This window comes from Ralstonia sp. VS2407, from assembly GCF_052950655.1.
This window is the reverse complement of the sequence record NZ_JBRFVG010000001.1, coordinates 600913-626603: the sequence shown is the minus strand read 5'-3', so window position 1 is coordinate 626603 and position 25691 is coordinate 600913. Positions and strand designations below refer to the sequence as shown.

General features: G+C 62.9%; 23 protein-coding genes. 3 read left to right on the top strand and 20 right to left on the bottom strand.

Going from position 1 to position 25691, the window contains the following annotated elements; all coding sequences use genetic code 11:
* Positions 1-63: 63 nt before the first annotated feature.
* On the bottom strand, positions 64-909 hold the full coding sequence (scpB, locus tag ACU8YE_RS02960; protein ID WP_446928056.1) for an SMC-Scp complex subunit ScpB: 846 nt from the start codon (positions 907-909) through the stop codon (positions 64-66).
* A gap of 484 nt (positions 910-1393) precedes the next feature.
* Positions 1394-2137: a sulfite exporter TauE/SafE family protein gene (locus tag ACU8YE_RS02955; RefSeq protein ID WP_446928055.1), complete on the bottom strand. Its 744-nt coding sequence runs from the start codon at positions 2135-2137 to the stop codon at positions 1394-1396.
* 177 nt (positions 2138-2314) lie between these two features.
* Between ACU8YE_RS02955 and fnr the strand changes: the two genes are divergently transcribed.
* Complete coding sequence (fnr, locus tag ACU8YE_RS02950; protein ID WP_080633364.1) at positions 2315-3043, top strand: fumarate/nitrate reduction transcriptional regulator Fnr; 729 nt, start codon at positions 2315-2317, stop codon at positions 3041-3043.
* Positions 3044-3064: 21 nt separating this feature from the next.
* On the opposite strand, the gene ACU8YE_RS02945 is transcribed toward fnr, so the two are convergent.
* The 9 genes from ACU8YE_RS02945 to ACU8YE_RS02905 form a co-directional block, all read right to left on the bottom strand.
* On the bottom strand, positions 3065-3319 hold the full coding sequence (locus ACU8YE_RS02945) for a hypothetical protein (protein ID WP_004626404.1): 255 nt from the start codon (positions 3317-3319) through the stop codon (positions 3065-3067).
* Positions 3316-3543 (bottom strand): FixH family protein, encoded by a 228-nt coding sequence (locus ACU8YE_RS02940; protein WP_446928054.1) that lies wholly within the window; start codon positions 3541-3543, stop codon positions 3316-3318. Before ACU8YE_RS02940 ends, ACU8YE_RS02945 begins: the two co-directional genes overlap by 4 nt.
* A 26-nt stretch (positions 3544-3569) precedes the next feature.
* Positions 3570-5033 (bottom strand): cytochrome c oxidase accessory protein CcoG, encoded by a 1464-nt coding sequence (gene ccoG / locus ACU8YE_RS02935; protein ID WP_446928053.1) that lies wholly within the window; start codon positions 5031-5033, stop codon positions 3570-3572.
* Complete coding sequence (gene ccoP / locus ACU8YE_RS02930) at positions 5030-5953, bottom strand: cytochrome-c oxidase, cbb3-type subunit III (RefSeq protein ID WP_232042547.1); 924 nt, start codon at positions 5951-5953, stop codon at positions 5030-5032. Before ccoP ends, ccoG begins: the two co-directional genes overlap by 4 nt.
* Positions 5954-5965: 12 nt before the next feature.
* Positions 5966-6148 carry a cbb3-type cytochrome oxidase subunit 3 gene (locus ACU8YE_RS02925; protein WP_232042546.1) on the bottom strand — a complete coding sequence of 61 codons (183 nt, stop codon included), beginning with the start codon at positions 6146-6148 and terminating at the stop codon, positions 5966-5968.
* 3 nt (positions 6149-6151) lie between these two features.
* Positions 6152-6835 carry a cytochrome-c oxidase, cbb3-type subunit II gene (gene ccoO / locus ACU8YE_RS02920; protein ID WP_012435344.1) on the bottom strand — a complete coding sequence of 228 codons (684 nt, stop codon included), beginning with the start codon at positions 6833-6835 and terminating at the stop codon, positions 6152-6154.
* A gap of 10 nt (positions 6836-6845) precedes the next feature.
* A complete protein-coding gene (gene ccoN, locus ACU8YE_RS02915; RefSeq protein ID WP_232042545.1) occupies positions 6846-8303 on the bottom strand; it encodes a cytochrome-c oxidase, cbb3-type subunit I in 1458 nt (485 codons plus the stop codon).
* A gap of 95 nt (positions 8304-8398) precedes the next feature.
* A complete protein-coding gene (gene ccoS, locus ACU8YE_RS02910) occupies positions 8399-8578 on the bottom strand; it encodes a cbb3-type cytochrome oxidase assembly protein CcoS (RefSeq protein ID WP_232042544.1) in 180 nt (59 codons plus the stop codon).
* A 9-nt stretch (positions 8579-8587) separates the two neighbouring features.
* The gene (locus ACU8YE_RS02905; protein WP_446928052.1) at positions 8588-11131 is read right to left on the bottom strand and encodes a heavy metal translocating P-type ATPase; all 2544 of its coding nucleotides are present in this window, start codon (positions 11129-11131) and stop codon (positions 8588-8590) included.
* Between the two features lie 177 nt (positions 11132-11308).
* On the opposite strand from ACU8YE_RS02905, the gene ACU8YE_RS02900 reads away from it, so the two are divergent.
* A complete protein-coding gene (locus tag ACU8YE_RS02900) occupies positions 11309-12151 on the top strand; it encodes a 2-phosphosulfolactate phosphatase (protein WP_232042542.1) in 843 nt (280 codons plus the stop codon).
* Between the two features lie 17 nt (positions 12152-12168).
* On the opposite strand, the gene zapE is transcribed toward ACU8YE_RS02900, so the two are convergent.
* From zapE to ugpB, 9 genes are all read right to left on the bottom strand, one after another.
* Positions 12169-13266, bottom strand: a complete 1098-nt coding sequence (gene zapE / locus ACU8YE_RS02895) for a cell division protein ZapE (RefSeq protein WP_232042995.1) — start codon at positions 13264-13266, stop codon at positions 12169-12171.
* 101 nt (positions 13267-13367) lie between these two features.
* Complete coding sequence (lpdA, locus tag ACU8YE_RS02890; protein WP_092971425.1) at positions 13368-14804, bottom strand: dihydrolipoyl dehydrogenase; 1437 nt, start codon at positions 14802-14804, stop codon at positions 13368-13370.
* Between the two features lie 175 nt (positions 14805-14979).
* Positions 14980-16233: a 2-oxoglutarate dehydrogenase complex dihydrolipoyllysine-residue succinyltransferase gene (gene odhB, locus ACU8YE_RS02885; RefSeq protein ID WP_024975929.1), complete on the bottom strand. Its 1254-nt coding sequence runs from the start codon at positions 16231-16233 to the stop codon at positions 14980-14982.
* Between the two features lie 134 nt (positions 16234-16367).
* Entirely contained in the window at positions 16368-19232 is a 2865-nt protein-coding gene (locus tag ACU8YE_RS02880; RefSeq protein WP_232042540.1) for a 2-oxoglutarate dehydrogenase E1 component, read from the bottom strand.
* Positions 19233-19523: 291 nt separating this feature from the next.
* The gene (ugpQ, locus tag ACU8YE_RS02875; protein ID WP_440076988.1) at positions 19524-20276 is read right to left on the bottom strand and encodes a glycerophosphodiester phosphodiesterase; all 753 of its coding nucleotides are present in this window, start codon (positions 20274-20276) and stop codon (positions 19524-19526) included.
* Positions 20273-21370 (bottom strand): sn-glycerol-3-phosphate import ATP-binding protein UgpC, encoded by a 1098-nt coding sequence (locus ACU8YE_RS02870; RefSeq protein ID WP_316868831.1) that lies wholly within the window; start codon positions 21368-21370, stop codon positions 20273-20275. Before ACU8YE_RS02870 ends, ugpQ begins: the two co-directional genes overlap by 4 nt.
* A 10-nt stretch (positions 21371-21380) precedes the next feature.
* The gene (gene ugpE, locus ACU8YE_RS02865; protein ID WP_045204226.1) at positions 21381-22229 is read right to left on the bottom strand and encodes a sn-glycerol-3-phosphate ABC transporter permease UgpE; all 849 of its coding nucleotides are present in this window, start codon (positions 22227-22229) and stop codon (positions 21381-21383) included.
* An 18-nt stretch (positions 22230-22247) separates the two neighbouring features.
* Positions 22248-23129 (bottom strand): sn-glycerol-3-phosphate ABC transporter permease UgpA, encoded by an 882-nt coding sequence (gene ugpA, locus ACU8YE_RS02860; protein WP_232042537.1) that lies wholly within the window; start codon positions 23127-23129, stop codon positions 22248-22250.
* Between the two features lie 76 nt (positions 23130-23205).
* The gene (ugpB, locus tag ACU8YE_RS02855; protein ID WP_232042536.1) at positions 23206-24522 is read right to left on the bottom strand and encodes a sn-glycerol-3-phosphate ABC transporter substrate-binding protein UgpB; all 1317 of its coding nucleotides are present in this window, start codon (positions 24520-24522) and stop codon (positions 23206-23208) included.
* A 197-nt stretch (positions 24523-24719) separates the two neighbouring features.
* Here ugpB and ACU8YE_RS02850 point away from each other — a divergent pair, with 197 nt between their 5' ends.
* Positions 24720-25613 carry an HAD family hydrolase gene (locus ACU8YE_RS02850; protein ID WP_232042535.1) on the top strand — a complete coding sequence of 298 codons (894 nt, stop codon included), beginning with the start codon at positions 24720-24722 and terminating at the stop codon, positions 25611-25613.
* Positions 25614-25691 lie beyond the last annotated feature (78 nt).

The window sequence follows — 25691 nt, the reverse complement described above, 5'->3', positions numbered from 1 at the left end:
GCTCACAACGTCTTTCAAATCTAAGGGTTCAGACCATGCGCCGACTGCTCGGCTGCCATGGCATTACGAATGTTCATTGGCCGGAGCCGCAGGCGGCTCGACCGGTGTTTTGTACTCATCTTCGGATGGAACCTCGGTCGCACTCAGCGCCTGCGACTCGGTTTCCAGCGCTGGCTCGTCACCCGCCGCAACCTCAGCAGGCGGCACCGGCGTTTCAACGATGACCTCAACGGAAGCCTCGGCAACCGGCGACCGAGCCGATTCCTGCACCGAAACCTCGGCGCTCTCAGCGCCTTCCGGCGCGTCGTTGACGAGCGCAGTCAGCTCTTCCACAGCAATTGCACCGCCCTCAAATTCGATGGCGCCCTGCTCCAGCAAGCTCGCCTGCGCCTGGGCGCGGGCATCTTCAAGCGGCGGCAGTTCGTCCAGCGAGCGCAATCCAAGGTCGTCGAGAAACTGCTTGGTCGTCGCATACAGCGCGGGGCGGCCCGGCACGTCGCGATGACCGATAACCTCGATCCAGCCACGATCTTCAATCTGCTTGATGACCTGCGTGTTGACCGTCACGCCGCGAATGTCTTCGATATCACCGCGAGTGACCGGCTGGCGATAAGCGATGATCGCCAGCGTTTCCATCACAGCGCGCGAGTACTTGGGCGGCTTTTCCGGGTGCAGGCGATCGAGGTACACGCGCATTTCCGGGCGACTCTGCAAGCGCCAGCCGGAGGCCAGCGCGACCAGTTCGACACCTCGATTCAACCAATCCTGGCGCAGCTCTTCGAGCAGCACACGGATGGTGTCTGCGGACACATCTTCGTCGAAGAGCTTGCGCAAGTCATTGACTCGCAACGGGTCCTGCGCGCAGATCAGCGCGGTTTCGAGGACGATCTTCGCCTCTTGGGTATTCATCGGGTTGAGCGGCTCGTCATTGCTCGCGCGCGGCCAGTCGCCGTCACGCTTGAGGTTTGTCGTCCCACCGCGAAGCACGCGGCATTTCTGAATGCTTTTGCCCGCCCGGGCCCGGCGCGCGAAGACCAATTAATTCAATTGGATCCTGCACCGAAACGCAGTGGCTATGCCCGCAAAGTAGGGCCGGAGGAGCGAGTTGATCCGGTGCCGGTCAGGCACCACAAGGGCAATTTCTTCCGCCGCCATGGGGACGGATACTGCACCGGACGACTACCAAGAAGAACGGCAGCCCGCCCGAATCGACTGTCCAGGGGACTCTACCGCTGGATGGCATCGCTTGGCGCCGCGCTTAGGATTGTTGATTTGCGCGGGTGGCGAATCGAATTGTGGTTGATTGTAGGGCAATTTCCAGCGGCGCCGCAACCGGGAAGATGTCCTAGCCTTCCATCATGGGACGATTGGCAATTTTCGGCTGCCTGAGCGCCTACAGCACCAGACAGAATCCGTGTGCGTTAAGCATCTCTGGCAACCAGATTGCGTGAGACAGCCCCCAGACCCCAAACCCGGCGATGGCGATGCCGGCCGCGCCCCGCGCCCATCGCTGGCGCGACAGCCCGCGCAGCCACCCAGCCAGACCAGACATCATCAGCAGGTTGGGCAACGTACCGGCACCAAAGGCGAGCATGACCACGGCGCCGGAGGCGGCGTTGCCTGCCAACAACGCCACAGCCAATGCGCCGTAGACCATGCCACACGGCACCAGCCCCCAGGCCATACCCGTGAGATAGCGGCGCAGCAGCGGCGGCTGACGCTGCAGCCTACCGCCCAGCGTGGCAGCCCCTCGAGACAGGCCACCTGCCACGCGGCCAAGCAAGCGCTCAAGCCACACACTCCGCCACGCATCTCCAGCGGAACGCACAAGCAGTAAAACCCCATAGGCGACCAGCAATGCGCTAGCGAAAGCAAACAAGCCGCGTTGAATCGGCAGCCATTGCTGGCGCCAGACGGTCGCGCCCATCGCACCCATGATTGCGCCCAGCAACGCATAGGTGGACAGCCGGCCGGCATGCATGACGACCTGTTCAAACCAGAGCCGGCGACGGGACACGATCCGCACCGCCACAGCGCCACGTTCGGCCGCGAGTGCGATACCGCTGCACATCGCCAGACAATGCACACCGCCGAGCAATGCAATCAGGAAAACGCTCAGAAGCGCCGCGGCACTCATCTTTCTGACGCTCTTTTGATATGGACCAAGGTTTTCGTTTTACTGTTGCGAACTAAGCCTAATTGACGCGTTTTGCCCCATCGGAAATGTCCGAGGACAAGAAGGTCGCCGTTATAATAAGCTGGCGCTGTACAACAAGAATTACTCATTTCACTTTCCCGAAATTCGCCCCCGCCCGTGCTCACTCGAATCGCACTTACCGACCAAGCCTCGCGTTGCTCCACCTGTGTACTCGGGCAAATCTGCCTGCCGGTGGGAATGAACTCGGACGACGTGCGCAAGATGGACGATTTGGTCGGCGAGCGCATCCGCATTAAGAAGGGGCAATCGCTCTATTCTTTGGGTGAGCCGCTGGAGGCGGTGTACGGCATTCGTTTCGGCACGCTCAAAACCCATCTGACGCTTGAAGACGGCCGGCATCAGATCACGGGTTTCCACCTGCCGGGTGAGATCGTCGGGCTTGATGGTATTGGCGATATGCGCCACGTGTCGGACGCCACCGCGCTTGAAGATACCGAAGTCTGCGTGGTGCGCTACGACGAGTTGCAGCACCTTTCGCGCCGGCTGCCTTCGCTGCAGCATCAGTTCCTGCGCATCATGAGCAAGGAGATTTCGCAGGATCATCTGATGCTGCTCACGCTGGGCTCCATGCGTGCGGAGGAGCGTCTCGCAGCCTTCCTGCTCAACCTGTCGAAGCGTTCGGCCCAGCGCGGATATTCGTCGACCGAGTTTGTCCTGCGCATGAGCCGCGAAGAACTCGGCAGCTATCTTGGCCTGAAACTCGAAACGGTCAGCCGCCTGTTCTCGCGCTTTGCCGAAGCAGGTCTCATCCAGATCCGCCAACGCCACGTCAAGCTGATCGACCTGGCCGGCCTGCGCCAGGTCATGAGCGGTCAGGCGGCCTAAGCTGCCGTCCATGGCGCCCGCTCAGACCAGCGGGTGCTCATGCGCTTCCAGCTTGCCAATGCCAGGCGACACATAGAGCGTCAGCGCGCTCGACAATCCGCACAACAACCAGAACACAAAGAACGACACGGTGTAGACCGCCTGGGCCGACACCGTGATCTGTTCGCCGAAAAAGCGCAGGTCGGCGGGGTCTACCACCGCGAAGACCACCAGCTCAGCCAGGGCGGCCGACAGAAATGCCGGCCACAGAATCCACATCAGCAGTCGACGCTTCATCGGGCCTCCGTGTGAATGGCATGCACCGGTGCGCCAGCCATCTTTTCGACGACCAAACCGCGCCGTACGACGTTGTCGTGAATGACAGCATCGGGATGCGACATTGCCAGCCAGATGGTCACGCCACAGCCGACCATGGCGACGAAAGGCCCTGCCATCAGCAGCCACGGCCAAGGCTCGCGCCACCACGGACGGGCCTGTGCGGAAGATTGCGTTGCGTGCATCGTTGCCTCCTGTTGGGGATGCCGCATCAGCGCGGCACGATGAAGCTCGACGGTTCGCGCAGTACAAGGCTGTCGCTACCGCTGTCTGCATGGATGACGAAACGGATCTTGTGCGAGCCGGGGGCGGCATCGTCAGCCGGCCGGCGCACGCGCACTGGCAGCAGCCGGTTAGCCGCCGGCGGGAGCTCCAGTGTGGTGGACTCGCCCTGACCGCCCTGCACGTCCAGTTCCGGCATGCCCTCTGCGGCGATGGTCACGCGCATGGGGTGCTCGGACGCGTTCATCAGTTGCAGGCGATAAACGTTCTCGATCTTGCCGCCGTCCACTTCACGCGCCAGTGCGCCACGATCACGTATGACGTCAACCTTGAGCGGCTGCCGCATGGCCAACGCCACGATGAACCCCGTGACGAGCACCAGCATGATCCCCGTATAGATCAGCACGCGCGGGCGCAGCAGATGTCGCCGGGCTTCCTTCGGGCTGAGCCGATCAAGCATCGCGCGTTCCGACGTGTACCGGATCAGACCCCGCGGGTAGCGCATCTTGTCCATGACCTGGTCACAGGCGTCAATGCAAGCACCGCAACCGATGCATTCGTATTGCAGCCCTTGGCGGATATCGATGCCGGTGGGGCACACCTGCACGCAGATGCTGCAGTCGACGCAAGCACCCAGACCCTGAGCTTCGAAATCGGCGTTGCGCGAGCGGCTGCCGCGCGGCTCGCCGCGCTGCGTGTCATACGTCACGACGTAGGTATCAGGATCGACCATCACGCTCTGGAAACGAGCGTAGGGACACATGTAGCGGCAGACTTGCTCGCGCATGAAACCAGCGTTGCCCCACGTCGCAAATGCGTAGAACAGCATCCAGAATGTCTGCCAGGGGCCGAGAGACAGCGTCCAGGTCTCCATGCCCAGATCGCGGATCGGCGTGAAGAAACCGACGAAGGTGAAGCCCGTCCAGAGCGCAATGAGGATCCAGGCCGAATGCTTTGCGGCCTTCAGGCGGAATTTGCGCAGGCTCCAACGCTCACCGTCGAGGCGGATGCGCGCGAAGCGATCTCCTTCGATATGCCGCTCGATCCACATGAAAATCTCGGTGTAGACCGTCTGCGGACAGGCATAGCCGCAAAAGAGGCGCCCCGCCACCGCCGTAAATAGAAACAGCGCCAGCGCCGACAGCACCAGCAGCAACGTCAGATAGATGACATCCTGCGGCCACAACACGAGCCCAAAAAGGTAAAACTTGCGTGCGCCTAGGTCGAACAGCACCGCTTGGCGACCGTTCCACTGGAACCACGGCAGGCCATAAAAGATGGCTTGTGTGGCCAGAACCAGCCAGACTCGCCAACGCGCAAAGGCGCCGGTCACGGCGCGCGGATAAATCTTGCGCCGGACCTCATAGAGCATCTGCTCGGTGGGTGCGTCTTCGGCGCCCGCCGCCGCGGTGGCGGGCGTCATCGGACGCCAGGCTGGTTCTTTGTCGCTCATTGCGCGTGACTCGTGTTGCTGTTCGACAGACCCCAGACATAGGCCGCCAGCATGCGGATCTTCTCTGGTGAGAGCAGGTTCTCGTGTGCCGGCATCGTGTTGTCACGACCCTTGAGGATGGTCTCGACGATGGTTGCTTCCGAACTGCCGTACAGCCAGACGCGGTCGGTCAGGTTAGGTGCGCCAAGTGTCTGATTGCCCTTGCCGCTTGCCGTGTGGCAGGCCGCGCAGACCGACTTGAACGTCGGTTCACCACGCGCTGCCTTGATCGGGTCGTAAGACAGGCCCGACAGCGAGCGCACGTAGTTGGCCACGTTGACCGCCTGGTTGCCATCCACCACCGCAGCCAGCGATGGCATGACACCGTGGCGCCCCTTGGTGATGGTGGTCAGGATCGTCTCGGGATCGCCGCCGTACAGCCAGTCGCTGTCGGTCAGGTTCGGGAAGCCCTTCGAGCCGCCGGCGTCGGAGCCGTGGCACTGCGCGCAGTTGTTCAGGAACAGGCGCTGGCCGATCTCGTGGGCCTGGGGATCGGCGGCGATCTGCTTGATATCCATGCTGGCATAACGCGCATAGACCGGACGGACCTGCGCATCGGCTGCAGCACGCTGCGCGGCCAATTCGCCCCGTGTCGAGAAACCGAGCGCGCCGCCGTATGAACCCAACCCCGGGTAGAGGATCAGGTACCCCAACGCAAAGATGCACGACAGCAGGAACATCCACATCCACCAGCGCGGCAGCGGGTTATTCAATTCCCGCAAATCGCCATCCCATACGTGGCCCGTATCTTCCCCGGCGCTGTGCCCGGGTGCCACTTGAATGCGCCGCTGCGAAAACAGCAACCAGACACACCACACGATGCCGACCAGGGCGATCGCTGCGATGTAATACCCCCAGAACTCCGAAATGAAGTCGCTCATGATTCTGTGTCCTTATTGATGCGGGCGCGACGCGTCTGCGTGCGCACCGGCGACCTCGGTCTCATCGGGCAGCAGGAACGGCAGCATGGCCGATTCCGCATTCGCAGCGCGGCGATGCGCGGAGAATGCCCACCAGGTGATGCAGACGAACAGCACGAGGAAGACGGCAGTGGCAATTGCACTCAGCGTGGCCATGGCTTACTCCTTCGCTGCAACGGTGGCAGGCGCCGCCGCCGGAGCAACAGCCACGTCCCGGACGTTACGCAGCTCTACGCCAAGGCCTTGCAGATAGGCGACCACGGCATCTTCTTCGGTCTTGCCTGCCAGTTGCTCGCGCGCCCCGGCGATCTGGGCATCCGTATAAGGCACACCCAGCTGACGCAAGACATGCATCTTCTTCTCGATGTCGCTGTTGTCCAGCGGCGTCTTCGAGAGCCACGCATACGACGGCATGTTCGACTCGGGCACCACTTCACGCGGATCGCGCAGATGGATGCGATGCCAGTCGTCGGAGTAGCGCTGCCCAACGCGCGCCAGATCCGGGCCCGTACGCTTGGAGCCCCACAGGAACGGGTGATCGAACACCGACTCGCCAGCCAGCGAGTAGTGGCCATAGCGCTCGGTCTCGGCGCGAAGCGTACGCACTTGCTGCGAGTGGCAGCCAACGCAGCCTTCGCGGATGTAGATGTCGCGCCCCGCCAGCCGCAGCGGCGAATACGGGGCGATGCCCTTGACCGGTTCAGTGGTCGAATGCTGGAAGAAGAGCGGCAAGATCTGCACCAGGCCCGCAATGCTGACGACGACGAGCGTCATCACAATCAGCAGACCGATGTTCTTTTCCAGCGTCTCGTGCGAGAAAAACTTGTTGGATTGGTTGCTCATGTTCCCCTCCTCACTGAGCCGCGACCATCGGGGTCTGGGCCGATTGAGGAATCGGTGCATCGATGGCCTTGCTGCCCTGGATGGTCTTGAACACATTGAATGCCATCAGCAGCATGCCGCCCAGGAAGCACAGACCGCCAGCCAAGCGAATCAGGTAGAACGGGTACGTTGCCTTCACCGCTTCGACAAAGCTGTAGGTCAGCGTGCCGTCAGCCTCGGTGGCGCGCCACATCAGGCCTTGCATCACGCCGGCAACCCACATGGCGGCGATGTAGAGCACCACGCCGATGGTCGCCACCCAGAAGTGGACCTCGATCAAACGCGTGCTGTACATCTTTTGCTGGCCGAACAGGCGCGGGATCATGTAGTACATCGAGCCGATGGTGATCATCGCCACCCAGCCCAGGGCGCCGGAGTGCACGTGGCCGATCGTCCAGTCGGTGTAGTGCGACAGCGCATTCACGGTCTTGATGGACATCATCGAGCCCTCGAACGTCGCCATGCCGTAGAACGACAGCGCCACCACGAGGAACTTCAGGATCGGATCGGTGCGCAGTTTGTGCCAGGCACCCGACAGGGTCATGATCCCGTTGATCATGCCGCCCCACGACGGTGCCAGAAGAATGAGCGAGAACACCATGCCCAGCGACTGCGCCCAGTCGGGCAGCGACGTGTATTGGAGGTGGTGCGGACCCGCCCACATGTAGGTGAAGTTCAGCGCCCAGAAGTGGACGATCGAGAGGCGATACGAATAGATCGGGCGTTCGGCCTGCTTGGGCACGAAGTAATACATCATGCCCAGGAAGCTGGTGGTCAGGAAGAAGCCCACTGCGTTGTGGCCATACCACCATTGCACCATCGCATCCTGCACGCCGGCATAGGCCGAGTACGACTTCCACATCGACACCGGCAATTCAGCGTTGTTGACGATATGCAACAGAGCAATCGTGATGATGTAGGCGCCGAAGAACCAGTTGGCCACGTAGATGTGCCGGGTCTTGCGCTTGGCGATTGTGCCGAAGAACACGATCGCGTAAGCCACCCACACCACGGTGATCAGGATGTCGATCGGCCATTCGAGTTCGGCGTATTCCTTCGAGCTTGTGTAGCCCAGCGGCAGCGTGATGGCAGCCGCCACGATCACTGCCTGCCAGCCCCAGAACGTGAAGGCAGCAAGCTTGTCGGAAAGCAGACGCACCTGGCAGGTACGCTGCACGATGTAGTAAGACGTCGCAAACAGCGCGCTGCCGCCAAACGCAAAGATGACGGCATTCGTGTGCAGAGGGCGTAGCCGGCCGTAGGTCAGCCAAGGCACCCCGAAATTCAGTTGCGGCCAGATCAACTGGGCCGCGATCAGCGCACCGACCGCCATACCGACGATGCCCCAGACGATCGTCATGATCGAGAACTGGCGAACAACGCGGTAATTGAAGGTCTGGGTGGGCTGCAACGCGCTGGACGATTGCATGCTTGCTCCCCGAGAGTGTTGGTTTGATAGGGTCATGTTAAGAATGGGGCGATATTCGAGTCTTGACGTGCGTCAAGGCACCCCAGCCAACGTGGTCAAGTAGTTCCGTCCCGCGACACTGCGTCACGCGCCGGGGTATCAGGGTCCAGCAGAATCGATTCAGCAGGCGCCTTGAGATCGTCGTACTGGCCCGAGCCGACGGCCCACCACAGCACTCCGACAATCGCCACCACCAACATCAGCGACAGCGGAATCAGCAGGAACAGCGTTTCCATTTCGGCTCCTTAAGCGGCACGTGACAAACGCCACGCATTGAGCGCCACCAGCAACGACGACACCGACATGCCGATGCCCGCTACCAGCGGCGACAGCCACCCAAGCGTGGCGAGCGGAATGCTGATCGCGTTGTAAGCGAAGGCCCAGCCAAGGTTCTGGTGCACCACGCGCAACGTGCGACGGCCAATCGACACGGCCTCGCTGATGGCAAACAGGCGAGGCTCGGTGAGAATGGCATCCGCGCCGGCCTGGGCCAGCGGCGCACCCGACCCGATGGCGATGGAGACCTGCGCCTGCGCGAGCAACGGCGCGTCGTTGATGCCGTCGCCGACGGCCAGCACGCGAGCGCCGTCTGCCTGCAGCTGGCGCACATAGGCACGTTTGTCTTCGGGGCTGGCGCCGCCCACGGCGCGGTCGATGCCAAGGCGGTTGGCCCACCAGTGCACGGTCTCTGGCGCATCGCCGGAAACGAGATGCAGGCGCAATCCTTGTGCACGCAACGCGCTCAAGCATGCGGGCGCATCGGCACGTGGCGTATCGGCCAGCGTGAAGCGCGCGAGCGGTTGGCCATCGCGGCCGAGCCAGATCGACGTGCATGCGGCCGCCGGTGGCACTTCCTCCATCGGCGCTTGCGTGCCGTAACGAATGGAAGCAACCGGCTGATCTGCGTAGCGCGCTGCTGCGAACGACTGCGTACCAAGACGCACCAACTGGTTATCAGCCGCGGCATACACGCCCTGCCCCGGCACATTCGTCACGCGCCCCAACGTTGGCAAAAGCATTTCAGCGGAGGTGGCGGCGCGCAACGACCGGGCGATCGGATGATTCTCGGATTGCTCCATCGCGCACGCCAATGCGAGGCAGTGCTCGGCATCCACATCGGCGAACGTCTCGATGCTCAGCAAGCGCAGACGCCCTTCGGTGAGCGTACCGGTCTTGTCGAGCAGCACGTCCGTCACGGCTGCCAGGCTCTCGATCGCGTGACCGCGCGTGACCAGCACACCGCGCCGTGCCAGCGCGCCACTGGCTGCGGCCAATGCAGACGGCGTGGCCAGCGACAACGCACATGGGCAGCTCACCACCAGCACCGCCACGGTGACGGCAAACATGCGAGTCGGATCGATCCACCACCACGCGATCGCCGTCAGCAGCGCCCAACCGAGCAGCACTGCCACAAAGCGCCCGGCCACACGATCGGCGAGTTCAGCCATACGTGGCTTGTCCGACAGGGCGCGTTCCAGCAGATCGACGATGGCGGCAAGGCGCGTCTGGGCGCCCACGCGGTTCACACGCACGCGAATGGCGCTCACGACGTTGTAGCTGCCCGCCAGCACGGTCGCGCCCACGTCACGCGGACGCGGCACGCTTTCACCGGAGAGAAGCGATTCGTCGATCTCAGTGGTGCCGCGTTCAATGGTGCCGTCGGCGGGCAGAACTTCGCCGGCGCGCACTTCCACGCAATCGCCTTGCTGCAAGGCTGCAACGGGGATGGTTTCCAGCGCGCCGCTTTCGGCATGGAAGCGACGGCAGGTGGCTGGCAACTGGTGCACCAACGCTTCAGCGCCAGAAGCAGCACTCTGTCGCGCACGCAGTTCGAGATAGCGCGCCGCCAGCAGGAAAGCGACGAACATCGTCACGGAATCGAAATACGTCTCGCCATGACCGCGCAAGGTCGCCAGCACACTGGCAATGAACGCCGCGCCGACTCCCAGCGCCACGGGCACATCCATACCGACGTGCGCATGCCGCACTTGCCGCCAAGCATTGACGAAAATGGGCCGCGCAGAAATCAACACCACCGGCACGGTCAGCATCAAGCTGGCCCACTGCATCAGGCGCGTCTGGCTCACGGGGATGTCGCTGCCGTGCAGGTAAACCGGCCACGCGTACATCATCACTTGCATCATCCCGAGCATCGCCAGCCCCAAGCGGATCAGCAGGCTGCGACGCTCACGTGCTTCAGCAGTGCGGCGGGCGGATGGCTGGTCGGGCCACGCTTCGTATCCGACGTCGGCAATGGCGGCAAATACCGCGGACAGCCGCATCGCCCCGGCATCTCCAACGATGCGCGCGCGTTCCGTGGCGTAATTGACGGTGGCTTCGCGCACGCCTGGCACTCGCGAGAGCGCGCGCTCGATCAGCCATACACACGCGGCGCAACGCATTCCGCTGATGGCAAGAGAAAGTTCTTCCGCGCCGTCAGCCCGTGTGCGTACGAAGCGCTCACGCATGACGGGCAGATCGTAGGTCGCCCAAACGGCTTCGGCTTCGGTGCGACGGTCGCCTTCGATCGGCTTGGCGAAGGCGATTGGGCCGTCATAGACGTGGCCCATTCCGGAGGCGTGCAGCGTTTGCGCGACAGCCTGACAGCCAGCGCAGCAAAATTCCCGGGACTTGCCGCCAATGTCGGCATGGACGGCCGTGGCGCCGTCCAGTGGCGACGCGCAGTGATAGCAGGTGACGTGCGACGCGCCTGCCCCGCTCGGGCCGATAGGCGAGCTTATGCCGTCAACCGGCGCGGTTGGATGGTTGGGGGCGAATATCGTCGTCATTATGGGGACGATGCTAGCCAGCAACCCCGGGCGCGCCCTTGATGCGCATCAAGCACGGCGCAATAAGAATCCACCGGTCAGGCGATTCTCAGCGCACATCAACCACGCCTACCCTCCCATAAAAAAAATAGGCCGCCTATAGTGAATAGCTGCACCAGGCAAACAGGAGGGCGCGACATGGCAACCGAATTCAGCCTGTACAACATCCACTGTGAATGGGGTGAGCACGGAGCATCCGCGCTGGCGCCACATTGCGACGCCGTCATCGTGGTGGACGTGCTGTCTTTTTGCACCTGTGTGGATGTGGCCGTGGCGCGCGGGGCACGCATCTATCCGTACCCATGGCGCGACGCCAGCGCTGAAACTTTCGCGCGCCGCGCCGGCGCCATGCTGGCGGGCTACAACCGCAGCCAGGCGGGGTATACGCTCTCGCCAGCGTCGCTGCGTGAATTGCCCATCGGCAGCAGCTTGGTCCTGCCCTCGCCCAATGGGGCAACGCTCGCACTCGCCACCGGGTCGACGCCGACGTTTGCTGGTTGCCTGCGCAACGCGCGCGCGGTGGCGGAAGCCGCATCGCGGCTGGGCCGTCGCGTGGCCGTGGTGGCGTCAGGAGAGCGCTGGGCTGATGGCAGCCTGCGCCCGGCCCTGGAAGACTGGTTGGCCGCCGGGGCGATCGTGCATCACCTGTCGGAAACGGTGGCGGGATTCTTGCCCCAAGCGCTGTCGCCCGAAGCGCTCGCCGCTCGTGCGATCTATCGCGAGGCGTCGCGGACCGGCATGATGAAAGCGTGGTTGCTTGATTCAGTGTCCGGCCGCGAACTGTGCGAACGCGGCTTTACCGAAGACGTGACCATGGCTTCGCAAACCGATGTGAGCAACGTCGCCCCCATGCTGGTCGAAGGCGCGTTCCGCAACGTCAACCGCAAGACCGAGCGCCTGCCACAGGACTTCTTTGGCGCAAGCCTGCGGCCCTCGCAGGCCCCGCCGTCGCACCGCAATTCGCCGCCGACGTCACACTAAGGCAAGGCTCAGCACGCTCAGGTCAGTGACGTGTCCACTTCGCGGCGAGGTGCCTCGAGGTATTCGCGCGACTGCATCTCGACGATGCGCGATACGGTGCGCTGGAATTCGTTGGCCATCTGGCCTTCGGTGTACAGCTCGTCCGCCGGCACCTCCGCCGACATCAGCAGCTTGACCTTGTGGTCGTAGAACACGTCGACCAGCCACGTGAAGCGGCGCGCTTCAGACGCCATGCGCGGCGTCATCTTCGGCACATCGGCCAGGATGACGGTGTGAAAGCGTGAGGCGATTTCCAGGTAATCGTTCTGTGAGCGCGGCCCCCCGCACAGCGTGGCGAAATCGAACCACACCGCCCCGCCCGCCTTGCGCGCCGCGCGAATCTCCCGGTGCTCAATGCGTAGCACCGGGGACTCGTCCGGCACTCCGGCCACCGCAGCGAACGCATCGCGCAGCGCCGAGTTGGCCTTGGCGCCTAGCGGCGTGTAGTACGCCTGCACCTGCTCCATCGCCCGCTTGCGGTAGTCGACGCCCGCATCGACGTTGAGGACGTCGAGCTTCTCCTGCAGCAGCGCAATGGCCGGCAGCACACGGTCGCGGTGCAAGCCGTCCGGATACAGCAAGTCGGGCCGATAGTTGGATGTCATCACGAACTGCACGCCGTTGGCAAACAACTGATCGAGCAAGCGGTGCAGGATCATCGCGTCGGCAACGTCGCTGACGTGGAATTCGTCAAAACAGATCAAGCGGTAGCGCTTGGCGATGCGCCGGGCCAGCTCGTCCAGCGGATCCGCGCGGCCGCGCAGTTCTTCCAGTTGGCGATGCACTTCGCGCATGAACTCGTGAAAGTGCAGGCGCGTCTTACGCACCAACGGCACGCAGCTATAAAACGCATCCATCAGGAACGACTTGCCGCGCCCGACCCCGCCCCACATGTAGACGCCACGCGGCAAATCGGGGCGCACGAGCATCTTGCGCAGCGCATTCGATCGACGGGCCTTGTAGGCGACCCATTCGTCGTAGCACCGCTGCAGACGATCGACGGCGCGTTGTTGCGCTTCGTCGGGCTGATAGCCGCGCGCCTTCAGTTCCTGCAGGTAGGTTTCCTGGACGTTCATCTGCTTGTTCTGCATGAGGCACCGTTTGCGGGCCCAAATGGACCGATGCCCGGCAATCTTGTGGATTCACCGGGCATCGTGCTTGCCTTGCGGCCTGCGATTTACATGTTGAGCTGACGCTTGTCGACGGCCAGCGCAGCTTCGCGCATCACTTCCGACATCGACGGGTGCGGATGGCAGATGCGGCCGATGTCTTCGGCTGCAGCCTTGAACTCCATCGCCACCACGGCTTCGGCAACCAGGTCCGAGGCGTTGGCTGCCACGATGTGCACGCCCAGGATTTCATCGGTCTTCGCGTCGGCGATGACCTTGACGAAACCGTCGGATGCGCCCATGCCCAGAGCACGGCCGTTCGCCATGAACGGGAACTGGCCGGCCTTGGTCTCGCGGCCTTCGGCCTTGAGCTGCTGCTCGGTCTTGCCGACCCACGCAATTTCCGGGTAGGTGTAGATGACCCACGGAATACAGTTGTAGTCGATGTGCGGCTTCTGACCGACGATGCGCTCGGCCACGGCCACGCCTTCGTCTTCAGCCTTGTGCGCGAGCATCGGGCCGCGCACCACGTCGCCGATCGCCCACAGGTTCGGCAGCTTGGTCGCGCAGTGCTCATCCACCTCGATAAAGCCACGCTGATCCGCCGCCAAGCCGATCGCTTCCAGGCCCAGGTTGTCGGTATTCGGCACGCGACCGATCGACACGATCAGCTTGTCGCACTCCAGCACTTGCGCAGCGCCGGCAGCATCGGTGTAGTTCACCTTCACGCCCTTGCCCGACGATTCGATCTCGCCGACCTTCACGCCGACGTTGATCTTCAGGCCCTGCTTGGTCAGCAGCTTGTTGGCTTCCTTGGCAACCGATTCGTCAGCCGCACCGAGGAAGCTCGGCAGCGCTTCGAGAATCGTCACTTCGGCACCCAGACGGCGCCACACCGAACCCAGCTCCAGGCCGATCACGCCAGCGCCGATCACACCCAGCTTCTTCGGCACTTCGCCAAATTTCAGTGCGCCTTCGTTGTCGGCAATGGTCACGTTGTCGACCTTCACGCCCGGCAGGTGGCGAGCCTTCGAGCCCGTGGCGATGATCACGTGCTTGGCGGTCACGACTTCCGTGCCGGCCTTGCCCGCGATCTCGACCTGATAGCCGGCGTCGGTCTTGCCGACGAACTTGCCGTGGCCCTTGAGCAGCGTCACCTTGTTCTTGCGGAACAGGAACTCGATGCCCTTCGTCATCTTGCCGACGATGTCGTCCTTACGCTTGAGCATCTTGGCCACGTCGACCTTGACGCCGTCCACCGTGATGCCGTGGTCGGCCAGGTGGTGGTTCACGTTCTCGAACTCTTCCGACGAGGCCAGCAGCGCCTTCGAGGGAATGCAGCCGACGTTCAGGCAGGTGCCGCCCAGGCGCGGCTCGCCCTTCGGATCGTCGTAGGCGTTGTCTTCGCAGCAGGCCACGTTCAGGCCGAGCTGACCAGCGCGGATGGCGGCGATGTAACCGCCGGGGCCGGCGCCGATCACCAGCACGTCAAATTCTTTGCTCATGGAGAAATCCTTTGGTCTGTCGTTCCCGCTTAAGCGGGAACGTCAACAATCGGTTTAAACCTGTTCACGGTCTGTAGCGAGCGGCCCGAGGTTGGAGCGAGAAGCGCAGCCGTACACGGGTACGGCGAGCATCGCAGGTTCAAGATCGGGTCGCGCAGTAGGACCGTGGGCAGGTTTACAGATCCAGCAGCAGGCGGGCCGGGTCTTCCAGCGCTTCCTTCATCGCCACCAGGCCCAGCACGGCTTCGCGGCCGTCGATGATGCGGTGGTCGTAGGACATGGCCAGATAGTTCATCGGGCGAACGACGACTTGACCGTTCTCCACCACAGCACGGTCCTTGGTGGCGTGCACACCCAGGATGGCCGATTGGGGCGGGTTGATGATCGGGGTCGACAGCATCGAGCCGAACGTGCCGCCGTTCGAGATCGAGAACGTACCGCCGGTCAGGTCGTCGAGCGTCAGCTTGCCGTCCTTGGCCTTCTGGCCGAATTCGGCAATCTTCTTCTCGATATCGGCCAGGCTCATCTGGTCGGCATTGCGCAGGATGGGCACCACCAGGCCGCGCGGCGAGCCGACAGCGATACCGATGTCGAAGTAGCCGTGGTACACGATGTCGTTGCCGTCAACCGAGGCGTTGATGACCGGGTACTTCTTCAGCGCGTGGACAGCCGCCTTCACGAAGAACGACATGAAGCCCAGCTTCACGCCATGGGTCTTCTCGAACTGGTCCTTGAACTTGGCGCGCAAGTCCATCACCGGCTTCATGTTGACTTCGTTGAAGGTGGTGAGGATGGCGTTGGTCGATTGCGATTGCACCAGGCGCTCGGCGATACGGGCACGCAGGCGGCTCATCGGCACGCGCTCTTCCGGACGGTCGCCCAGGGCGGCGAAATCTACCGGTGCAGCCACTTGCTGCAGCGCCGGACGAGCGGCTTGCGGAGCGGCAGCGGCAGCCGGCTTGGCGCCACCGGCCACGGCACCCAGCACGTCGCCCTTGGTGATGCGACCATCGCGGCCCGTGCCGGCCACTTGGCCAGCCGACAGGTTGTTCTCAGCCATCAGCTTGGCAGCCGACGGCATGGCCACGCCACCCGCAGCAGCAGCGGCCGGAGCGGCGGCAGCCGGAGCCGGTGCAGCGGCTGCGGGAGCCGGTGCAGCAGCAGCCGGGGCGGCAGCGCCTGCCTTGCCTTCGGTGTCGATCTTGGCCAGCAGTTGTTCCGACGTCACGGTTGCGCCGTCCGCCACCAGCACTTCAGCCAGCACGCCAGCCGACGGGGCCGGCACTTCCAGCACGACCTTGTCGGTCTCGACTTCGATCAGGATTTCGTCCTGGGCCACGGCTTCGCCCGGCTTCTTCTTCCAGGAGATCAGCGTGCCCTCTTCAACGGACTCGGAAAACTGCGGGACCTTGACTTCAACGATAGCCATTTCGGTGCTTCCTTGGATTCATGTGCACGTACTCCTCTTGTGCGGGAGCCGCGCTAATTCGATATACGGTGGAATTCGGGAGCGAAGATGCACCAAGGCGACAGCCGAAGCTGCCGCCCTGGTGCAGAGGTCGCTTACTTGTTCAGCACGAAGCCCTTGAGCTTGCCGAACGCGGCATCGATCAGCGCCTTCTGCTGCTCGTTGTGCTTCGCGTAGTAGCCCACGGCCGGCGATGCCGATGCCGGGCGGCCTGCGTAGCCCAGCTTCTGACCCTCGGTCATGTTCTCGAGGATGTAGTGCTGCACGAAGAACCAGGCACCCTGGTTCTGCGGCTCGTCCTGGCACCACACCACTTCAGCGAGGTTCGGATACTTCTTCAGCTCGGCTGCGAACGCCTTGTGCGGGAACGGGTAGAGCTGTTCCACGCGGATGATGGCCGTGTCGGTCAGGCCACGTTCCTTACGGGCGTTGACCAGGTCGTAGTAGACCTTGCCCGAGCAGGCCACGACGCGCTTGACCTTGGCGGCGTTCAGATCTTCGGCCGTATCGGCGATCACCGTTTCGAAATGGCCCTTGGCCAGATCCGACAGCGGCGACACCGCATCCTTGCTGCGCAGCAGCGACTTCGGCGTCAGGATGATCAGCGGCTTGCGGAACATCCGGATCATCTGGCGACGCAGCAGGTGGAAGATCTGTGCCGGCGTGGTCGGCTGCACCACTTGCATGTTGTGGTCTGCGCAGAGCTGCAGGTAGCGCTCCAGGCGTGCCGAGCTGTGCTCCGGACCTTGGCCTTCGTAGCCGTGCGGCAGCATCAGCGTCAAGCCTGAGGCGCGGCCCCACTTCACTTCGCCCGACGAGATGAACTGGTCAATCACCACCTGTGCGCCGTTGGCGAAGTCGCCGAACTGGGCTTCCCAGATCACCAGGGTGTTCGGCTCAGCCGACGAATAGCCGTATTCGAAGCCCATCACGGCTTCTTCCGACAACACCGAGTCGATCACCGTAAAGGGAGCTTGGCTCTCCGACACGTTCTGCAGCGGGATGTAGCTGCCGGCGTCCCAACGCTCGCGGTTCTGATCGTGCAGCACGGCGTGGCGGTGCGTGAACGTACCGCGACCAGCGTCCTGACCGGTGATACGCACCGGGTAGCCCGACGCCACCAGCGATGCGAAGGCCAGGTGCTCGCCCATGCCCCAGTCCAGCGACAGCTCGCCCTTGCCCATCTTGGCGCGGTTGTTGACGACGTTCTCAACCAGCGGGTGCAGCTTGAAGTGATCGGGGATGGCGGTGATGCGTTCGGCCAGACGCTTGAGTTCGGCCATCGGCACAGCAGTATCGGCAGCATCCGTCCACTTGCGGTTCAGGAACGGCATCCAGTCCACAGCGAACTTGTTCTTGAAGTTCGACAGCACCGGGTCGACCGTGTGCTTGCCCGCGTCCATGGCGGCGCGGAATTCCTGCACGAGGCCGTCCGGCTCTTCGGTCTTCAGCGTGTTCTGCGTGACGAGCTTGTCTGCGTAGAGCTTGCGCGTACCGGGATGCGTGCCGATCTTCTTGTACATCAGCGGCTGCGTCATCGCCGGCGTATCTTGCTCGTTGTGGCCGAGCTTGCGGAAGCAGATGATGTCGACGGCGATGTCCTTCTGGAACTCGGTACGGTAATCCACGGCCAGTTGCATGGCCAGCACGACGGCTTCCGGATCGTCGCCGTTCACGTGGAGGACCGGCGCTTCGATCATCTTGACCACGTCGGTACAGTACAGCGTCGAGCGCGAGTCGCGCGGGTCCGACGTCGTGAAACCGATCTGGTTGTTGATGACGATGTGGATCGTGCCGCCCGTGCCGTAACCACGCGTTTGTGCGAGGTTCAGCGTTTCCATCACGACGCCCTGGCCAGCGAAGGCCGCGTCGCCGTGCACCTGCACTGCCAGCACTTGCGCGCCGTGCTTGTCACCGCGGCGTTCCTGACGTGCCTTGACCGAGCCTTCCACGACCGGGTTGACGATTTCCAGGTGCGACGGGTTGAACGCCAGCGACAGGTGGACGGGGCCGCCCGGGGTGGTGACGTCGCTCGAGAAACCCTTGTGGTACTTCACGTCGCCGGCCGGCAGGTCGTCCACGTGCTTGCCTTCGAATTCGGCAAACAGGTCGGCGGGCATCTTGCCCAGCGTGTTGACCAGCACGTTCAGGCGGCCGCGGTGGGCCATGCCGATCACGATTTCCTGCACGCCCTTGGCGCCGGCGTGCTGGATCAGTTCGTCCATCGCCGCGATGAAGCTCTCGCCGCCTTCCAGCGAGAAGCGCTTCTGACCGACGTACTTGGTATGCAGGAAGCGCTCGAGGCCCTCAGCGGCCGTCAGGCGTTCCAGGATGTGCTTCTTCTTTTCAGCCGAGAACGTCGGCTTAGAGCGAATGGTTTCCAGACGCTCCTGCCACCAGCGCTTTTGGGCCTGGTCGCTGATGTACATGAATTCGGCACCGATCGAGCCGCAGTACGTTTCGCGCAGGTTGTTGACCAGCTCGCGCAGGCTCATCGACTCCTTGCCGAAATACGTGTTGCTGGCATTGAAGATGATGTCCTGATCGGCTTCGGTGAAACCGTAGAAAGCCGGGTCGAGATCCGGCACCGGCGGGCGCTCCTGACGCTTGAGCGGATCAAGATCGGCCCAACGCAGGCCCACATTGCGGTACGCAGCGATCAGCTGCGTGGCCGACACGCGCTTGCGACCCATATCGGAATCAGCAGACGCGACAATCGTCTTGATCGGGCCGGACTTGGCGCGCTCAGCAAACGACGTGACGATGGGGGCGTGGGGGATATCCCGGGCGTTGGAACCGTCGACGGCGGGGACGTTCTGCAGCGCATCGAAGTACGCGCGCAGGGCCTCGCTAACGGACGTGGGATCTTGAAGATACGCTTCGTACTGATCTTCAACGTAGGCGGCGTTACCGCCGGACAGGTACGAAGTGTCCTGGTACTGCTTATACAGCTCTGTCATGGGGCGCTCACTTTTCTCCGGGTCTGCCGGAGTTCAGCGGGTTCATCAACCTTCCGCGACACGGCTTGACCGGTTAGCGGATCGCAAACTAAATCGCCTGAAATCACCTGGTCGGACCGGATCGCGCAATGCAGAAAGGAGGTACCGAGACAGCTTTTACAGACAAGTTGTGCGGGAAGGACCTAAGTCTTCACGGAGGGGAAGCATAGCATGTTTATAAGCAATATTCTGATTCTTTGACGTGACAAAGGACCGTTGTTATGCCACGTCAAAGCCATGCCTTGATCACATTCAGGCGGGAGAAATACGGTCGACCCAATCGGTGATCAACCCATCCAGCCCAGCGCCCCAGAGCAACTGCGCACGGTCCAGGTCATTGACCGTGTAGCAGCAGACGCGAAACCCTGCGGCGTGTGCCTCGTCAATGATTTCGGGCGTCAGTTCGCGATGGTTGGCGTCGAGCGCAACACAATCCAATGCACGCAGGCGATCGAGCCAATCAGCGGGCAGTTTGTCGAGCAGCAAAGCGCGAGGCAACTCCGGCGCAGCTTCGCGCGCGGCGGCCAGCGCTTCTTCGGAGAACGACGACAGCAGCGGCGGCACGTCGGCGCCGGCCCACAACGTGCGGGCGTCGAGCGCGACAGCAGCGCCCGTGCGCCACTCGGCGCCCGGCACCGGCTTGATCTCGATATTGGCGAGGAAGTTGTTGGCGCGCAGGTAGCGCGTGATGGCTGCCAGCGTCGGCACCGGCTCGCCGGCATAGGCGGGGCTGTGCCAACTGCCTGCGTCGAGTTGCGCAATCTGACCGCGCGTGAGCGCATCGAGGCGGCCTGCGCCGTTCGTGGTGCGATCCAGCGTGGCATCGTGCAACAGGACTGACACGCCGTCGCCGGAGAGCTTCACATCAAACTCGAACATGCGGTAGCCGAACGATGCGCCATGGCGGAAGGCCGCGAGCGTGTTCTCGGGCGCCAGCTTGCCCGCGCCACGGTGTGCAATGGCACGCGGATACGGCCAGGCCGGCAAGACGCGTGCACCGGTCATGCCAGGGCCTCGATGCGGCGCGTGGTTTGCGGGTCGAACCAGTGCAGATGCTCGGCCGAGGCGGTGATCGGCAGCTTGTCACCGGCCTTTACGCTGGCGTGCGGTTCCAGGCGGACCACGACAGGGTGACCCGCCAGCGTGCCGTACGCGAACGCATCTGCACCGAGGGCTTCGACCACGCGCACGTCGATCAGGGCGATGGCCTCATCAGCAGAGCACGGCTCGATGTGCTCGGGGCGCAAACCCATCAGCGCGCGCTCGGGCAGGTGAAGGCCCATCGGCAGGTGGCCCAGCGTGGCGGCAGCCTCACCCTCCTTCGCACCATCCACCCGGATCTGCGTACCGCCGCCGGCATGGCGCGACACGGGCACGAGGTTCATCGGCGGCGAACCGATGAAACCCGCCACGAACGTGCTGGCCGGACGCGAGTACACCTCAAGCGGCGTGCCGATCTGCTCGACCCGCCCGCCGTTGAGCACCATCATGCGATCGGCCAACGTCATCGCTTCAACTTGATCGTGCGTGACGTAAAGACTCGTCGTGCGCAGACGGCGATGTAGATCCTTCAGCTCCAGGCGCATCTGCACGCGCAGCTTGGCATCCAGGTTGGAGAGCGGCTCGTCGAACAGGAACACGGCCGGCTCACGCACGATCGCGCGGCCCATGGCCACACGCTGGCGTTGGCCGCCCGAGAGCTGGCGCGGCTTGCGATCGAGCAGCTTGCCGAGTTCGAGAATGCCTGCGGCCTGTTCCACACGGGCCTGAATATCGCTCTTGGGCAAGCCGCGGATCTTCAGGCCGTAGGCCATGTTGTCGAACACGCTCATGTGCGGATACAGCGCGTAGTTCTGGAACACCATCGCGATATCGCGCTCGGCCGGCTCCAGTTCGTTGACGACGCGGTCGCCAATCCACACTTCACCACCGGTGATGGGCTCCAGCCCCGCCACCATGCGCAGCAGCGTGGACTTGCCGCAGCCCGACGGGCCGACGATGACGATGAACTCCCCGTCGCCGATTTCCATGTCGATGCCGTGCACGACCTGGAGGTTGGCGTAATGCTTCTGCACGTTGCGTAGCGAAAGTTTTGCCATCTTGCTTCTTTTACTTTTCGGTTTCGACGAGGCCCTTCACAAACCACCGCTGCATGCCGATCACGATTGCCGCGGGCGGCAACATGGCCAGCATCACGGTGGCCATCAGCAGGTTCCAGTCGGTGGCGGAATCGCCGGAGCGGGAGATCATCTGCGTCACGCCCAGCACGATCGGCGTCATGCTCTTTTCGGTCGTGATCAGGAGCGGCCAGAGGTACTGGTTCCAGCCGTAGATGAACTGGATCACGAACAGCGCCGCGATGCTGGTGCGCGACAGCGGCAGCACCACATCCCAGAAGAACTTGAGCGGGCCGGCGCCATCGATGCGCGCAGCTTCCGCCAGTTCATCGGGAATGGTCAGGAAGAACTGCCGGAACAGGAACGTGGCCGTGGCCGACGCGATGATCGGAATCGTCATGCCAGCGTAGGTGTTCAGCATGCCGAGATCCGACACCACCTTGTACGTGGGCAGGATGCGAACTTCCACCGGCAGCATCAGCGTAACGAAGATGAGCCAGAAGAACGTCTTGCGCAGCGGGAACTTGAAATAGACGATCGCGAAGGCCGAGATGATGGAGATCGCGATCTTCCCGAGCGAGATGCCCAACGCCATGATCAGGCTGTTCATCAGCATGGTGCCGACCGGCGTGGCCGAGTTGCCCATGCCCGACGTGAGCACCGTGCGGTAGTTCTCGATGAGGTGCGGACCAGGAATCAGCGTCATCGGTGCTTGCAGCACGTCTTCGGCCGTCAATGACGATGCGACGAATACGACGTACACCGGAAACGCCACGACGATCACGCCAAGGATCAGCACGACGTGGGTGAGGAAGTCCAGGAACGGACGGCGTTCAATCATGGTGCGGTTGCCCTCCTTTCAGTATTGGACTTTGCGTTCGACGTAGCGGAACTGGACGATCGTCAGCACGATCACCAAGGCCATGAGGATCACCGACTGGGCCGCCGATCCACCGATATCGAGACCGCGCACGCCGTCTTGATAGACCTTGAACACCAGCGTCTCCGTCGCTTTGAACGGCCCGCCCTGCGTGACCGAATCGATGATGGCGAAGGTGTCGAAAAACGCGTACACGACGTTCACCACCATCAGGAAGAACGTGGTGGGCGACAGCAGCGGAAAAACGATCGACCAGAAGCGCTTCCACGGCCCCGCACCGTCAATGGCCGCCGCTTCGATCAGCGACTTCGGAATGCTCTGCAGCCCCGCCAGGAAGAAGAGGAAGTTGTAGCTGATCTGCTTCCATGCCGCGATGATGACCACCAGCGTCAGCGCCTGCCCGCCGTTGAGCACGAAGTTCCAGTCCACGCCCATCTTGCGGATCACGAACGACACGATGCCCAGCGTCGGGTTGAAGAGGAAGCTCCACAGCACGCCAGCCACGGCCGGCGCAACGGCGTACGGCCAGATCAGCAGGGTCTTGTAGAACGTGGCGCCACGCAGCGCGCGGTCAGCAAAGTACGCCAGCGCCAGCGAGGTGCCCAGACCCACCAGCGCAACGCCAATGGCGAACACCGCCGTGGTCTGGAACGACCCGAGGTAGGTCGGATCGTTGAAGAGATCACGAAAGTTCTCCAGCCCCACGAATTCGAGGTTGATGCCGAAGGCATCCTGGCGCAGCAGCGACTGATACAGCGCCTGCCCCGCGGGCCAGAAGAAGAACACCAGAGTAATGACGATCTGCGGGGCCACCAGCACATACGGCAGCCAGCGCGACCGAAAAACGACGCGTTTTTCCATGCGACATTCCAAAAACGCACCGCCGGCCGGTGCGAACGCACGAGGCCGGCGGTTTAGACGAGCACCGAATCGGCGCTTATTCCTTGACGGTCTTCTCGAAACGGGCGAGCAGCTCGTTGCCGCGTGCCACAGCCGTGTCCAGCGCTTCCTTCGGCGTCTTCTTGCCGGCCCAGACGGCTTCCAGCTCTTCGTCGATCACCTGCCGGATCTGCGGGAAGTTGCCCAGACGAATGCCGCGCGACTTGTCGGTCGTCTTGACGATCATCTGCTTGACAGCCACGTCAGCGCCGGGGTTCTTGTCGTAGTAGCCGGACTTCTTGGTCAGCTCATACGCTTCCAGGGTCACAGGCAGATAGCCGGTCGACTGGTGCCAGTCGGCCTGCACTTCCGGACGCGACAGGAACGAGAAGAACTTCGCGACGCCCTTGTACTCTTCAGCCTTGTGGCCGCCCATCACCCACAGCGAAGCGCCGCCGATGATCGTGTTCTGCGGGGCTCCGGGCACGCCGGCTTCGTACGGCAGGGGCGCCGGGCTGAAGTTGAACTTGGCGTTCTTGCGGATGTTCGCCAGCGCTGCCGACGAACCCGTGTGCATGGCGCACTCACCCGCAATGAACTTCGCCTTCGGCTCGTCCTTGCGGCCGGCGTAGGTGAAGTAGCCCTTCTTCTCCATGTCGAGCAGGTTCTGGATGTGCTTGATCTGCACCGGGCCATTGAAGTTCAGGCGAGCCTTTGCGCCACCAAAACCATTGTTCTCGGTCGCAAACGAAACGTTGTGCCAGGCCGAGAAGCTCTCCAGATGCACCCACGACTGCCAGTCGGTCGTGTAGCCGCAGGGCACGCCTGCGGCTTTGAGCTTGGCTGCATCGATGGCCACTTCCTGCCACGTTGCGGGCGGCTTGTTCGGGTCAAGGCCGGCCTTCTTGAAGGCGTCCTTGTTGTAATACATGATCGTCGTCGAGCTGTTGAACGGGAACGACAGCATCTCGCCCTTGTTCGACGTGTAGTAGCCAGCCACAGCAGGCACGTAGGCCTTCGGATCAAATTTCTCGCCGGCGTCCTTCATGACCTTGGCCACCGGCACGATGGCGCCCTTGGCGTTCATCATCGTCGCGGTACCCACTTCGAACACCTGCAGGATGGCCGGTGCGTTGCCGGCGCGGAATGCCGCGATGCCCGCAGCCAGCGATTCATCGTACTGGCCCTTGTAGACCGGCACGATCTTGTAGTCGGACTGGCTCGCGTTGAACTTGGTGGCGATCTCGTTCACCTTGTCGTTCAAGGCGCCTTCCATCGAATGCCACCATTGGATTTCCGTCACCGCGTACGCGCCTTGCGCAAACGTACACGCGGCCAGCACTGCTGCGGCCCCCGCAATCTTCTTGATCGACATGATTTCTCCTGGTTTCGACCCGGCGGGCTCCCTCGCTCCGCCCACGGCGCGCCGACTGTATATGCACGGTCGGTCATTTTTATGACAGCGGGATGTTACTTGGCTTTCTGTCACAAAGAAATCGGGAAATCCCTCCAAGGTTAGGCTTGCAACGGCCGTTAGAATGGGTTCAAGACACTCTCTTTTGCACCCGCAGCATGCTCGCCTCCCCCACCACTCCTGCCGCTCCGGACTCGCCTGAAGCCACGCCCCTCATCGCCGAGCGACGTGTTCCTCTGGCCTTGCACCAGCTCTCGGATGATGCGCTGCGCAATATCACTGGCGTCTTCACCGATGTGGACGGCACCCTCACCACGAGGGGGAAGCTTCCCGCGCAGACGTACTCGGCGCTCGAGCGCCTGCATCGCGCCGGCATCAAGGTTGTGCCGGTCACGGGCCGCTCGATTGCCTGGTGCGAAGTCATCGCGCGACTGTGGCCCGTGGATGCCGTGATCGGCGAGAACGGCGCGTTTGCGATGCGCGTCGATTCGCGCGGGCATCTCGCCACTGACTTTGTTGACGACGCGCAAACGCGCGCGCGCAATCTGGAGCGCATCCGTGAAGTCGGTGCGGAGATCAGGCGCGCCGTGCCGGGTTCTGCGCTGGCAACGGACCAGGCTTGGCACGCGGCGGATCTCGCTGTCGATCATGCGGAGCAAGTCCCGCCGCTGCCGCAACACGCCGTGCAACATATCGTCGACATCATGCGCACGCACGGCATGCATGCCACGGTCAGTTCGATTCACGTCAACGGCTGGTTCGGCAAGCACGACAAGCTGAGCGCCAGCGTGTCACTCGCGCGCCGCGCATTCGGCCTGGACTTACATGCCGAGCGCGACCGCTGGGTGTTCGTGGGCGACTCTGCCAACGATGCTGCAATGTTCGAGTTCTTCCCGCTCTCGGTGGGTGTGGCCAATGTGCTGGACGTGATCGATACGCTGCCCGTGCCGCCTACTTACCTCACCGAGGCGGAGGGCGGCGGCGGCTTTGCCGAAGTTGCCGAGCGCATCCTGGAGGCGCGTTCTCTGGCCCTGCCCGCGCCACGCGACTGACACAGCATCCTTGCACCGCAACACAATCCGGAGGTGCGGCGTCGCTTGCCGCACACGGCACGCCGCTTGCGCCGAAAT

Coding starts and splice junctions, on each gene's coding strand:
- ugpE (WP_045204226.1), bottom strand. CDS start 22,229: ATGATTGAACGCCGTCCGTTCCTGGACTTCCTCACCCACGTCGTGCTG.
- ccoO (WP_012435344.1), bottom strand. CDS start 6,835: ATGAGCAACCAATCCAACAAGTTTTTCTCGCACGAGACGCTGGAAAAG.
- ACU8YE_RS02870 (WP_316868831.1), bottom strand. CDS start 21,370: ATGGCAAAACTTTCGCTACGCAACGTGCAGAAGCATTACGCCAACCTC.
- ACU8YE_RS02880 (WP_232042540.1), bottom strand. CDS start 19,232: ATGACAGAGCTGTATAAGCAGTACCAGGACACTTCGTACCTGTCCGGC.
- ugpA (WP_232042537.1), bottom strand. CDS start 23,129: ATGGAAAAACGCGTCGTTTTTCGGTCGCGCTGGCTGCCGTATGTGCTG.
- ccoS (WP_232042544.1), bottom strand. CDS start 8,578: ATGGAAACGCTGTTCCTGCTGATTCCGCTGTCGCTGATGTTGGTGGTG.
- ccoN (WP_232042545.1), bottom strand. CDS start 8,303: ATGCAATCGTCCAGCGCGTTGCAGCCCACCCAGACCTTCAATTACCGC.
- ACU8YE_RS02925 (WP_232042546.1), bottom strand. CDS start 6,148: ATGGCCACGCTGAGTGCAATTGCCACTGCCGTCTTCCTCGTGCTGTTC.
- zapE (WP_232042995.1), bottom strand. CDS start 13,266: ATGAACGTCCAGGAAACCTACCTGCAGGAACTGAAGGCGCGCGGCTAT.
- ugpQ (WP_440076988.1), bottom strand. CDS start 20,276: ATGACCGGTGCACGCGTCTTGCCGGCCTGGCCGTATCCGCGTGCCATT.
- ACU8YE_RS02905 (WP_446928052.1), bottom strand. CDS start 11,131: ATGACGACGATATTCGCCCCCAACCATCCAACCGCGCCGGTTGACGGC.
- scpB (WP_446928056.1), bottom strand. CDS start 909: ATGAATACCCAAGAGGCGAAGATCGTCCTCGAAACCGCGCTGATCTGC.
- ugpB (WP_232042536.1), bottom strand. CDS start 24,522: ATGTCGATCAAGAAGATTGCGGGGGCCGCAGCAGTGCTGGCCGCGTGT.
- ACU8YE_RS02945 (WP_004626404.1), bottom strand. CDS start 3,319: ATGAAGCGTCGACTGCTGATGTGGATTCTGTGGCCGGCATTTCTGTCG.
- ACU8YE_RS02850 (WP_232042535.1), top strand. CDS start 24,720: ATGCTCGCCTCCCCCACCACTCCTGCCGCTCCGGACTCGCCTGAAGCC.
- odhB (WP_024975929.1), bottom strand. CDS start 16,233: ATGGCTATCGTTGAAGTCAAGGTCCCGCAGTTTTCCGAGTCCGTTGAA.
- ACU8YE_RS02955 (WP_446928055.1), bottom strand. CDS start 2,137: ATGAGTGCCGCGGCGCTTCTGAGCGTTTTCCTGATTGCATTGCTCGGC.
- ccoP (WP_232042547.1), bottom strand. CDS start 5,953: ATGAGCGACTTCATTTCGGAGTTCTGGGGGTATTACATCGCAGCGATC.
- lpdA (WP_092971425.1), bottom strand. CDS start 14,804: ATGAGCAAAGAATTTGACGTGCTGGTGATCGGCGCCGGCCCCGGCGGT.
- ACU8YE_RS02900 (WP_232042542.1), top strand. CDS start 11,309: ATGGCAACCGAATTCAGCCTGTACAACATCCACTGTGAATGGGGTGAG.
- ACU8YE_RS02940 (WP_446928054.1), bottom strand. CDS start 3,543: ATGCACGCAACGCAATCTTCCGCACAGGCCCGTCCGTGGTGGCGCGAG.
- ccoG (WP_446928053.1), bottom strand. CDS start 5,033: ATGAGCGACAAAGAACCAGCCTGGCGTCCGATGACGCCCGCCACCGCG.